Origin of the sequence: Geobacillus sp. Sah69 (genome assembly GCF_001414205.1) — a bacterium.
In the GTDB taxonomy this organism is placed as follows: Bacteria; Bacillota; Bacilli; order Bacillales; family Anoxybacillaceae; genus Geobacillus; species Geobacillus stearothermophilus.
Genome location: NZ_LLKS01000005.1, coordinates 1 through 12075 on the forward strand (window position 1 = coordinate 1; position 12075 = coordinate 12075).

Sequence of the window (12075 nt, forward strand, 5' to 3'; positions counted from 1 at the left end):
GCACGGGATTTCGTTTGACGTCCGCCAGGTGATCGGCCTAACCAACGAAGATCCGGTCTCGGAAGAGTTTCGCCCTCTCAAACAGATCATCGAGCGATTCAACCGGACCTTTAAAGGCAACTACCGCCCGACCCATGGGTTTGGTGCGGAAGAAGGCTCGGTGTCCTTTGTGACGCTGTTTGTGGCGTATTTCAACTTCCTGCGCCCGCATAGCGCACTCGAAGGCCGGGTCCCGGTCGTCATCCCGGAACTGGCGGATCTTCCGCATATGCCGGCCCGGTGGACGAAGCTSATCGCCATGGCACAAGCGTTTCTCCAACAAGAGGCGGCCTGACTTTTTTGTCCTCCGGAGCCCGTTGAACAGAACTCCTGCCGGATTCGGCGAAGCGAACCCTTGACCAACCGAACACCGCCAAAGGTAAAATTCGGTCATGGCAAGGGCGGCTTTCTTATTGCCTTCTTTTTTGTCCCCGTCGCCCTTGACGACTCTTCCGCACCTTTGGCGGGTGTTGGTCAAGGGCGAATCCGGCCCTCCGCATGCCCCACGATGCTCAATGGGATGATCTGTGTGGAGTTTTCATAGAACTTTTGACGCTACCTCACATCCCCCATACCACTTTACAGATTACCTAGGCGATTTCGTTCAATTTTGATAGTGTTATCTTTCCCATCGAGCCTGTCAGCGCGCTTGCTGCCGTAAATGCGCAGCCATGGGGAGCCTTTGACTGCTTTCACGGCCAGCCGCGCCGTTCCGCGAACTTGTTCTTTTTCGATATCCACGCATTCGAGAAATTCGTCCCAGTAGACGATGGCAATGACTTGATTGTAGTCGCTTAATTGCTTCTGGCTGCAAATAAAGGCAAAGATAAATTCTTTTTCCTTGTTGTTTTCCTGATGAATCTTAGTAATTTCTTCGATCTCATTGTCGCTAAACGAAAAAGACCAAGTGAAATCCTTGGAACCTGATGGAGTGGTATTGTACTTCGTATAAATGATATAACTCGCTTTATTCGTCGTGACTTCGTATATTTGCCGGTTATCGTTTTCTTTTTCAAACAGTGCAGGCGCCAGCCCCCCATTAACCAGCGCAGAAAGCAACGCCCCGTAATAGTAATCGGCTTTGCAAATCGTTGCCATGGTGATCCCCTCCTTCGTTCCTACAACAAAAATCTCAGTCAATTCGATTGTACCAATCGCTGCAGAAAAATGCTGTCGAATATTGTCAAATTATTTACAAATTTTCCTATACGTAATCAACTAATATGCCGACTGAAAAATCGGGCGATCACAACAAAAAACTACCCCATCATCTTAGGGTAGCTTTCTCCTTTAGCGGGTAACAACAAGTACCAGGCCAATACATATTCGGGAAAAAGCGAAGAATAAAACCATTAAAAAACGCTGTGCCATCTTTTTATTTAAACAAGCGGTCGTGGTCAATCGTTATACATTTCACTCCACATGCAAAATATCGTTTGAAATCTCTTTATTTCCTCCCATAATGTATACGTTCTCGCTCCCGGTTAAATTCTTCATGCAACTTCCCTTGTTCGTATTCCATCAAATAATTTAATGTCTGCTCAATGGTTGCTATTTTCATTGTTATTAATATATCGGAAGAAGTATCCGCATCATCTAATAATGTTCTCTTGTATCTCTCCAGTTCCAAAAGGCGCTCCATTATTTCTTTAAATCCTCTAATCGTCTTTTCATCCTTATAAATAACTGTAGATGAGCAAATTTGCTAACATAAATTTACAAACTAAACAAAAAAGGAGACATGAACCCGATTCCTTGGTTAGAATAGATGTGCTACCAACTACCCACAAGGAGGTTCATGTCTCATGAATAGATTAGCACATCATCAAGGAATCCACAAGTTTTTCATGACGCTGGGATTGGCGCTTTATTTCTCGAAGCCGGTCATCAAGCATCTCGTTCATCTTGTCGACGCCTTGACGACCAAGGGATTTTCGGGGACATTGACGGATGTCCGGTACTGGAGTTTTCATCCGAATCATCGAACCACGCTCAGCCACTTTTTCACGAAAAGCCCTTGGAACGAGGAAAAACTGCTTGAGAAGCTTCAGGAGTGGGTTCTTCGCCAGATCGAACGCCTGGCCAAACGGACGAATCAACCCCTGTTCCTTTCGATTGATGATACCATTTGCCAAAAAACGAAGCCTTCGTCACGGGCAACGCACGCCATTCAAGGGTGTGACTGGCATTTCTCTCACAGCGATCATCAATTGGTCTGGGGGCATTCGCTTGTTTGGCTGATGGTGCACACCTTCACGCAAGCGTTTCCGTTCGCCTTTCGTCTGTATGACAAGACATCGGGAAGAAGCAAAATCGACCTGGCGATCGAGATGCTTTCCTCGCTCAAGGGGAAGCGGGCTCAGCCGGTGTATGTGCTCGTGGATTCATGGTATCCGTCCCAAGCGCTCATCGAAGCCTGTCTGAAACAAGGATTCCATGTCATCGCCATGCTCAAGACGAACCGGATTCTCTACCCGAAAGGTATCGCCATCCAAGCGAAGGAGTTTGCCCGCTATATCGAGCCAAATGACACCCGCCTCGTCACGGTGGGGAACGAGCGCTATCGTGTCTACCGCTACGAAGGCGCGCTCAACGGTCTTGATGACGCGGTGGTGCTGCTGGCTTGGAAGGCGGATCAACCGATGACGCCGGATCATCTCCATGTCATATTGAGCACCGACCGGGAGCTGAGTGACGAAGACATCTTGCGTTACTATGCCCAGCGCTGGACGATCGAATGCTTTTTCCGGCAGGCAAAAGACCAGCTGAAGCTCGATGGGTACCGTGTTCGCCACGTTCGGGCGGTGAAACGGTATTGGGTCGTGGTGCTGTTAGCCTGCGTATACAGCATCGCGGAATCTCAACAAGACATCTCTTCCGGCCTGGAGCTTCTTCGGTCTCGGAAAGGGCACAGCGTCGTCGAGTTCATCTATGACGCCGCAAAGCAAGATATTCCCATTGATGTGATCAAAAAACAGCTCCATGTCGCCTAAGGGGTCCCCTGTTTGTCTCTTAGGGAATGGAAATTACTGTAATGAAAAATACTCATCTACAGTAAATAAAATCACGTTCGAAATCAATATCCTCTAATTCCTGTTTATATTTGTTAATCGTGTTATCACGCATTTGTCTTGCAAAATCAGCTCTTCTTTGAATCGGACCAAAACGAAATTTATTTCTCCATGATAAAAATGTACTTTTAGGCACGCCTAACTCGCTTGCCCCTTCCCAAGGAACAACATCTCTAATCACGCAAAGTTCATACATAATCTCTTTCAACGGCTTACCGTACTTTTTTTCTACGATTTCTTGATAATCTTTATTTGTCATCATTGGAATCACATCCTTATTGTGAGTTTATCGCTAAATGTAAAAACGCTATTTCAGGAGCTAGCAGATGACAAGCACTGTCCCTTCCTACTCATCTTTTACCCTTTTATGAACTTCTTCTTCCGTTAGGTCAAATATATGTGCAATATCGGCAATGCTCATTCCTTTTGCAATCATTTTTCGCATCATTTCTCGCTCTTTTTGCTTAGCTCCTTCACGTTTTCCCTTTTGTTCATACGAAATCAACAATTCCAACACTTGCTCTTTTTCTTTCGTTTCCATTTGATTCACCTCGTTTCGCAATCGTTGTTCTTCTTCATCCGACAATTTCACATATGTTTCAAAAAAACCCATTAACAGCCTCTGCTTTGCTTCATCCAGCTCTAAACGAACTAACATGCGTAAAAACTGTTTTTTCAATTCGATTCGTTCACTTTCAGTATAACCCATTTTGCTTAACAGCGCAGCGGCGATCGGGTTGTCAATGCGAATGTAGTTGCGCCAATTTTGTTTGCGTAGTTCGATGGTGAAAAAGCGGAAGTGAAGGATGTTGCCAAAAGGAAGTTGAAGCGTAAACGAAGAGGGTTCGTCGCGGATGGCATCGTAGCTGAAAACGGCAATCGGAACGACATTCGTGCGGTATTTCTCAAACAAGCGGCTGAAGTAAATGAACATCCGTTCCGGAAACGACGGCTGCACGTAGCTTTGATTTTCAATATGGACGATGATCAGCCCGTCTTCCCCTTTTAATTTCGTTTCGACTAACAAATCGACGCGATACTTCTCCCCTGCCGTTACATCGGTGAACAGTTCTTCGGATAAAAAGGACAAATGCTGAAAATCAATATACTCGTACATTTCGGGGAAAAAGAGAAGGATAAACTCTTCAAAAAATGCTTGGATCAACTCTTTGAACAAGCGGTCATGGTCAACAGCCATCGGATCACCTCACAAACCATGTTCATGTTCAATTCGAGATATGTCATTAGGATCGTCCTGTCGGGGGAGTTTTCAGGGGAAAAAGCGGTACGATTTTATTAAAGCGGAAAGAGAGGAGAAAAGCAAAAGCCTGAAATTGAATTTTCTAAATAATAAAACAAAGAGAGTCGGTCTATGACTCTCCTTTTCTGCAAATCAAGTGAATTTTTTGGAGTGTGAAAACAACAGAACATTTGGTTTTACTCGCCCTTCATTGTGAGACAATTTAACGGTGTAGCACCCATAATCTCTCTGACAAGTGGCGAACATTATAGGTCTTATTTTTTGATTATTTCGTTTGTAAATGGAATGTATAAAAATCCTCTAGGTTCAATATACAATGAATTTTCATTCAATTTTTCAACAAATTCAAAGCGCGGAGAAACTGCTTTCATTTTTTTATTATAGAGGTTAGTATAATAAATTTCTAAATATGCGGTCTTTCCAAATAAAATTTCATCATTTTTTATTATCACTTCGAAACATTTTCCCGTTGATACATACTGGCTATCTTTTTTGAGATACCTATAATCAAGACTAATTACTTTATTGTCCTCATTTAAAATCATATTTACCTTATCAATCTTAATTGTCGATGATGCATCGTTTAATAAAATAAGACGAAGTGATGCAGATGCCCCCATCCTTTCTATGCAAGTAACATGAAACCATGGTTGCACAGCAAACTGTTTCTCATCATTATTATCCCTGTTAGTTTTAATAGTAATAATTATAGCAACTAAAGCAGCAAAACTTGCTATTGCAGAAGCTATTGCCCCGATTGCATTCCAATTAACCCCCAAACCTATTATCCACTGCAGAAAAATTCCCTCCCTTATCTATATACATGCACATTGAAACATTAACGTCCGTATAAGTTGTTCCCCCCCAGTTATACTGCTATTAGTAAATTTATAGAAAAAGGATTAAAAGGATAGAAATCACCAAAGACCACGGATGGACATTACGCACTCTCCGAAAACAAGAGTGGAAAATCAAAAATGTTGCCCTGCGCCAACGCGTCATGGCTGTTCGCTTGGTCATGGAAGGATATCTGGGAAAAGACGTCGCTGCCATGCTCCATCTATGTCGCCAAGGTGTGTTTATTTGTAATTTGAAAAAGGATTCTAAAATAATGTGCTAATTTACATCAATCACTCATGTTTTCTTTTACCCAATTCTTCTTTCAATTCAATAGGCCTTCACCGCAAATGTTAAAAGACTAGTACTCCAGAGAATGACAGACATAGGCTCAAAACTTTATACTTAACCGGCGCAACATGTCAAATGTATCGACATAGGGCACATTGAATGCATGGCAAACATTAGGAATAAAAATTCTGCTTTTGGAATTAGGATGAAATTGTTCATGTGTTACTACAATAAAATTGTATGTCTTTGCAAACGCTATTAACCAACTATCTGCTGCACTAGCAAACTCTCTTTTTGCCGCCTCAAAATATTGCCCCTGCTGAACAGCCCAAGTAATAATTTCCTGATATGTTCTAAGAACTTCAATCTTATCGGGTAACTATTCACCCCAGTGCTAGTGTATAAAAAAGCCCAGCACAAATAGGGCATTTCGGTCATAGAAAATGCCCTAGGTAGCGGAAAGAACTCGATCGATCGTTTCGCCTGCCAACAGAAGACATAACGAATCCCACACGTTTTTTTCGTGTTTCGTCAGTGTGGAAACGATGCTTCTTGCGATGCAAAACGACTGCGCGAATGTTTCTTCGCGAAACGTACCCGAAATGTTCTCTTTGACTTTGACCATGCGAAGATCGCGTTCGGCTTGGTTGTTATCAAAGGGAACATGTACTTCACGTAAGAAACGCAGCGCTTCTTCCTTTCGTTTTTGAAGGCGTCGAACAAAAGCGAGTGCTTTTTTCGGAAGAGGCGTCATCGTTTCTAATCGGTGTTGTGCTCTTTCTAGGATGCGATCATACACTCGTTCCCACCGTCTCGCTTCTTCTTCGGAAAGTGCACCGTGATGGGCTTCGACKGCYTGYTTGGCGGCTAACAGAAACGTGGTCATGCGCATCGCCCACGTATGCCCCTGTTCGATGAATCCTTTTAACTCACGCAAATGGTGGGCATGACAAAGGGCATGGGTGGCATGTGTGTATTTCGGATAYGTACCGAACGCATCGTGCATCATCGTCCCTTCATATCGGGGAAGAATCCCGATATCATCGGTCGCTTTTTTTCCACGAGAAGCGTGAGGAGCCAAGTATGTATATCTCGATGTACACGCGACATGCACCCATGCGAGTTTCCCATTGATGCGCAAACTCGTTTCATCGACATGCAGGATGTTGGATTCAAGTAAGGCGTCTTCGATGATGTCCATATTTGATTCCAGCGCTTCGCGTCCTCGTTTCACCATATTGGCAAGRGTTCCTGTACTAATCGAGTGTTGATATAACGCTTCGATTGTATCACTTAAACGCTTGTACGGGATCAATTGGATATGATGTAAATAAACAACGAGCGCCGTGAGCCGTGGACCGTATTGCACATGATTCGTGACATGGGATGGGAATTCGGCTTGTTGCACGCATCGACAATGTGGACACGATTTCACTTCACGTTCATGTTGTGTCACCTCGATCGCCACAGGAGGGACATCAAACACTTGACGGATATCGACTTTGAACGGTTTGACTTCACGCAAAGAAGCTCCACATCCTTGACACGTATGCACACGGTGGACGACACGATGATGTGGATGTTCCACTTGACGGAGCGTCTTCCCCTCATGTCCCTCTTGCCCACCAGGCTTTTTGCCAGACGGCTCGCGGGAGGAACGCTTTTTCTCAAAACGGTCAGAAGATGGGGGCAAATGGCTATTGGAGCTGTTTTTTTTCGTGCGTGCTTCCAGCTCTTGAACACGGTACTTCAGTTGTTCATTTTCTTTGCGTAGYTGTTTGTTTTCGTGACGCAAATGTTCATTTTCTTGAATGAGTTGATGAATGAGCTGTTTTTGTTGTTGAACTTTGCCGATTAAGCCCTCAACTGTAAATACAGCTTGTTGTACCGTCAACATGCGATTCACCTCCTTGTCTATCAATATTCACATCATAGACAAGGAAAGAAGAAAATATTCAGCTCACTTTAGGATGTGGCTGAATATATACGAATGTCCAAGCCTTTATTCAGCGAATCAACCAGAAACCAGAACAAACGATCGATCGTTTGTGTGTTCAGTTGTAAATCTTTAATTCAACTTATATAGAGACATTTTCACATTCAAAATAGATTAAAATCATAAGATTTTTCTAATGTTTCGGTATGTACCTTTTGGAGAAGATCGTACCGAACTCTCTCAAAGCATGTCATGCTCTCTGTTGAAGGAAGAAATCAGCAAATCGGGCTATTTTGGTGCATGTGAAAACACGGGAACCCCCCACTTGCCTATAATGAATCCTTCCCATGATAGTGGGAGTGCACAAGAGGCGGTGTCGACTAAACAGATAGCATCTTTGTCTTTTCATGACAGCGCGTTCGAAAGCAGAGGGATGAGGGAATTCGAATTTGGCTTCAGGAAGAAAGAATAGCTGCACTGAAGCTCCCTGCACCTAAGGAGGATGCAGGGAGCTATTTTGGTTCACTCCATAATCCCATCTTTTGATTGTCCCATGAACACGGAAGCGGCACCTTCGCACAGTTGGTTGTTCAAGATGGCCACCCCCTCGCGAATTTCGACATTACACACATGACAGTCATTCTGCCGTAATATGGGTCATACCCGTAATCACCCCTTCATTCATCGAATATACTTCATGGCATAATGACTGAATGTCCACCTTGTTGTGAGACGTCAACAAAATGGTGCAGCCTCTTTTGTTTTCCTCCCGAATAATTTGGTACACTTGGTCCACCGATTTTTCATCCAACGCATTCATTGGTTCGTCGAGCAGCATCAGCTGCGGCTTCTCCATGATGCACTGTGCAATGGCCAGTCTTTGTCTCATTCCAAGAGAGTACGCTTTCACCGGCCTTTTATCATGCGGATCCAACCCCACTCGCTCGATTGCCTCTTTTACCTCGCGCTCGCCGATTTTGTTTTGAATCATGGCTAAAAAATGCAAATTATCGAATCCTGAGTATTGTTCAAGGAAACCTGGTTTTTCCAACAAAACAGAAATATCGCTCGGAAAGGATACATCTTGGTGCAACGTCTGGCCAAATACCGCCACCGTGCCGCTGGACGGCTTCACAAGTCCGCTGATGACTCGGAATAACATCGTTTTTCCCGATCCGTTCGGCCCGACGAACCCATAAATCTTGCCTCTCTCCAACTCTAAGTTGATATTGCGCAAAACTTCCCTTGATTTGATTGTTTTGGAAACATTGGATAAGACGATCGCCTTCATATCGAAAACCTCCTAGATATAATCCGCATGCTTCACTCTCTTTATCGTCCAATACCCGAACACAACGATCGACAAGAGCTCCACCATCAACGCCGACCAGAACATCGAGCTGCTCCGCACGAGATCCGCCATGCTGTAGTACAAAGGAATAAAAGGCGTTGGCATCTTCACACCCACAAAAAACAAAGCGAGAATGACAACATTCGCCAAGTGATAGGTTGCATACACGTTCAACAACATCCACACGCTGGCGTGCCAATACAAATTCACGGCGATGCTAACAAACATGAGCACGAGCGAACGGTCAAACGAAAACGCCATATGCGACACAAAGAGGCCGAAGCCGCCAGTGATCAAAAACGACGACAAGACATATCCCACTGTAAACAGAACTCCTGCCAACAATCTAGCCATTGTATACGACGTCGTATCCCTCAACAAAATGAACAGTTTATGTTCAAAATATTGATCCCGCTTTTTCCAAACGATTTGGAGCAACACCACATAGCCGAAGCAAATCATCAGCCAATACATCCAATTCGAGGTCGTCACCGCTCCGAATAAGCGGGCGAACAACTCCGATAGGTGTTGGGAGGAAAACGCCTCTGACCAGCTGCACATCAAAGTGCCCAACAGCGGGAACAGGAGGCAGGTGATGACAATTCTTTTGATATCCATTTTGATCAAGGTAAACTCCAAATCCATCGGTTTCATAACAGATCATCCTGAACATAATAGTTTTTTCGGCTTGACGAAAGGCAAATGAGATAGACTAACAGCAGCAGCACCACAATGAGAACGAGGATGGTCCAAACAGGAGCCGCCTGTTCACTTATGTAAAACAAATAAGGGAGCATATGCACCGTGAACATATCCAATACAGCCAGTATGATGACGGCAGCGAAGGCAAAAAAGCGACTCCATCCAAAGTCGATGAATGCTATAAACAGCAATCCGTATATAGCGGTGACGAAAAAATACATAACAAGAAAATAGAGAAACGAACTTTTATCCTCACTATGCGGCACGTACAAAAAAGCCGCATGGGCGTTTGGCATATGGGGGTAGATGAGGAATTTCACAAACATTGTACATAATCCTCCTGCTACAGCAACCCAAAGGGACACGCCCCCAGCCAAAACGACGACCAACAACGCTTTATGCAGCCCGATTTGTCCCCGGGTGCGGTATCGTCTTAAAATCACCCACGCGTTCGTTTGAAGTGTTGAACCTAAAAGAAATAAAAAAACAGGCAGATGAAAAAACTCATACCGATAGAGCAAGATAAAATCTTTAAGGCTGTGCCATTTCCCCACTACCACCATTCCTAGCGGCAAGATGCTCACCACCATCAACAGAGCCATGACGCCCAAAATCATTCGGATAACGGTGCGATGCAACAGCAAATCTTGCCAAACAAAAAAAACAATCTGTCTAGAGAACATCTTCACTCTTCTTCACTCCATATGAAAATACCCCTACCGCGATCAACAATTGGAGGATAAACACGATGACGATTTTCCAATAGGACAATCCTTCCACTGGTTGTGAAGGGATTAAAAAATTAAACGGATCCCAGGCCAATTGGTTGGTAATGGTCAGCGCTGCCCAACAAACCATATAAATGATTTGTGGCATCAACGTGATCAAATACCGATTTTTCAAGAATAAAGAAAAGGCTAAACCGAGACAAACGTAGCCACCGGCAAACAACCCGCCAATGACATAATACGCGAGAACATACCAATAAGGGGAGATCTCCAATAAAGGAGAAAAAAGGCTTTTCTTTTCCCCTTCAAATGAATTGTCCGGCAACGGCAACGTGCCATGGACCAATTGCCGATAAGCCTGGGAAAAGCTCGAATAATCCCAATGGTTCGTCAAAAGATTCACCAGCACAACTCCCAGCACAAGAGGAAGAAGGAATAAGAAGAAAGCGCTGATATAGGAAAACACAAATTTCCTTCGAAAATAGACTCCCCTTCCCATCCGTGTCAATTGATAATGAATATTTCCGCTCTTTCGCTCACGATCAATCGAATCTACCAATGGAATGGACAACAATAGTGGAAAAAGGAAGTAATATAAAGAAGAGAGTACGTTAAATCGGAAGCCTCCTAGACCAACCCATTCAAGGTGAGGCGATGCCAAGGCGGAAACATTAGGATTGTGGTGGTAAATTCGTTCAAACAGCTCCACATTTTCACGGTAATCTTTCACCCCCAACACGACAGCGCCAATGACGAGCAACAACAGGCAAGCTGCGCTGATATAAAGGTTCTTATTTTTCAGAAGTTTAAGCAATTCCATATACATACAATCATCTCCTAATTCTTCTGTTTAAGGACGGTCTTCTTCATTGAAATTGAAGAAGACCGTCCCTGACGAAGAAAACCTCTCTCTTGTCCAAGTTGACTGAACATATCTATAAAATCGATCAATTGTCGGGGTAAAATTTGCCTGCGATATCAACTGTAACGTAAGTGAAGGATGCATTTTCCGCCATTAATGAAACTTTTTTGCCAACAGCGCTTTGGTCGACAGTGAAATAACGCGTGTCATTATCGGTTACATTCAGCGCGGTTGGCGACACTTTCGTGGAGCCTTGCTGAATCCACATATTCGCTTTATAATCGCTCCCAACAACCGAATTTTCCACTTTGCTTTTACTGTTTGTCGCTTTATTGGCGCTTGCTAATTCTGTATCGGCTTGAAAACGAGGGAGAACCCCCGCATACGTCACATAAGATGCGGCGCTGACTCCCCCTACCACAATGAATGTGGTAGAAGCAAGCAAAGCAGCAACCATTTTACGTTTTTTCTTCATGATTCGATCCCCTCTCCCTTAATATATTTTAGAATAGGCTCTTCACCACAAAGTGTACTTGACAAAGAAAGACGATTATGATAGAGAAAATCAAAACAGCATTTTTCCTTTTTATACCACACGTCTCTTTGAGCAACATTGCTATCATGTTTGTCTTTAAAAGTCAAGTACATCTTTTGGTGATGAACCTTAAAATACAGGACCGGTCCCATGGGATATTATAACAAAAAAAAAAAAAAAAGAAGTAAATACGAAAAATTAAAACAAAATGGGTGCATCACTGTAACCTTGAATCGGTGATCAAGACGGGTTCACGCCCCCACAAGAAAATTTGATCAATCAACCAAATATTACATCTCGGTTCTTCACCTAATAGGTGAACATTCGAAATAGAGTAGAGGCCTCTGCATAATTGAGAGTTTCCCGGCATTTCGGGTACACTTCTATCACGGATTCAGGTGGAACGTACTTGACAAGCGAGGATAGTCTGGAGTCTCCGTGTCCGGAAAATCTGATGTACTG

Annotated in this window: 12 protein-coding genes and 2 pseudogenes; 3 read left to right on the forward strand and 11 right to left on the reverse strand. The window is 43.8% G+C overall.

The genetic code is table 11. The features are described from left to right. A pseudogene (locus AP057_RS00310) lies at window positions 1-334 on the forward strand (integrase core domain-containing protein); the annotation flags it as partial. Between the two features lie 284 nt (window positions 335-618). Here the strand turns inward: AP057_RS00310 and AP057_RS00315 are convergent. Continuing rightward, window positions 619-1137: a hypothetical protein gene (locus AP057_RS00315; protein WP_055357784.1), complete on the reverse strand. Its 519-nt coding sequence runs from the start codon at window positions 1135-1137 to the stop codon at window positions 619-621. Window positions 1138-1844: 707 nt separating this feature from the next. Here AP057_RS00315 and AP057_RS00325 point away from each other — a divergent pair. After that, window positions 1845-3032 (forward strand): IS701 family transposase, encoded by a 1188-nt coding sequence (locus AP057_RS00325; protein WP_049625563.1) that lies wholly within the window; start codon window positions 1845-1847, stop codon window positions 3030-3032. 52 nt (window positions 3033-3084) lie between these two features. On the opposite strand, the gene AP057_RS00330 is transcribed toward AP057_RS00325, so the two are convergent. The 3 genes from AP057_RS00330 to AP057_RS00340 form a co-directional block, all read right to left on the reverse strand. After that, window positions 3085-3372: a hypothetical protein gene (locus tag AP057_RS00330; protein WP_235468412.1), complete on the reverse strand. Its 288-nt coding sequence runs from the start codon at window positions 3370-3372 to the stop codon at window positions 3085-3087. An 84-nt stretch (window positions 3373-3456) separates the two neighbouring features. Further along, a complete protein-coding gene (locus AP057_RS00335; protein WP_055357785.1) occupies window positions 3457-4308 on the reverse strand; it encodes an Rpn family recombination-promoting nuclease/putative transposase in 852 nt (283 codons plus the stop codon). A gap of 317 nt (window positions 4309-4625) precedes the next feature. Next, window positions 4626-5150 carry a hypothetical protein gene (locus AP057_RS00340; RefSeq protein WP_015863624.1) on the reverse strand — a complete coding sequence of 175 codons (525 nt, stop codon included), beginning with the start codon at window positions 5148-5150 and terminating at the stop codon, window positions 4626-4628. Between the two features lie 122 nt (window positions 5151-5272). On the opposite strand from AP057_RS00340, the pseudogene AP057_RS18100 reads away from it, so the two are divergent. Further along, a pseudogene (locus AP057_RS18100) lies at window positions 5273-5449 on the forward strand (IS630 family transposase); the annotation flags it as partial. A 150-nt stretch (window positions 5450-5599) separates the two neighbouring features. Here the strand turns inward: AP057_RS18100 and AP057_RS15835 are convergent. The 7 genes from AP057_RS15835 to AP057_RS00370 form a co-directional block, all read right to left on the reverse strand. Continuing rightward, the gene (locus AP057_RS15835) at window positions 5600-5866 is read right to left on the reverse strand and encodes a DUF4411 family protein (protein ID WP_255350122.1); all 267 of its coding nucleotides are present in this window, start codon (window positions 5864-5866) and stop codon (window positions 5600-5602) included. A gap of 81 nt (window positions 5867-5947) precedes the next feature. After that, entirely contained in the window at window positions 5948-7396 is a 1449-nt protein-coding gene (locus AP057_RS00345) for an IS66-like element ISBst12 family transposase (RefSeq protein WP_055357786.1), read from the reverse strand. Between the two features lie 676 nt (window positions 7397-8072). Then, on the reverse strand, window positions 8073-8726 hold the full coding sequence (ccmA, locus tag AP057_RS00350) for a heme ABC exporter ATP-binding protein CcmA (protein WP_033016660.1): 654 nt from the start codon (window positions 8724-8726) through the stop codon (window positions 8073-8075). A 12-nt stretch (window positions 8727-8738) separates the two neighbouring features. Next, complete coding sequence (locus AP057_RS00355) at window positions 8739-9440, reverse strand: hypothetical protein (protein WP_055357787.1); 702 nt, start codon at window positions 9438-9440, stop codon at window positions 8739-8741. Continuing rightward, window positions 9437-10177 (reverse strand): hypothetical protein, encoded by a 741-nt coding sequence (locus tag AP057_RS00360; protein WP_013144155.1) that lies wholly within the window; start codon window positions 10175-10177, stop codon window positions 9437-9439. Before AP057_RS00360 ends, AP057_RS00355 begins: the two co-directional genes overlap by 4 nt. Further along, window positions 10161-11042, reverse strand: a complete 882-nt coding sequence (locus AP057_RS00365; RefSeq protein WP_033016662.1) for an NADH dehydrogenase — start codon at window positions 11040-11042, stop codon at window positions 10161-10163. Before AP057_RS00365 ends, AP057_RS00360 begins: the two co-directional genes overlap by 17 nt. 121 nt (window positions 11043-11163) lie before the next feature. After that, window positions 11164-11553: a hypothetical protein gene (locus tag AP057_RS00370; RefSeq protein WP_055357788.1), complete on the reverse strand. Its 390-nt coding sequence runs from the start codon at window positions 11551-11553 to the stop codon at window positions 11164-11166. Window positions 11554-12075: the final 522 nt, after the last annotated feature.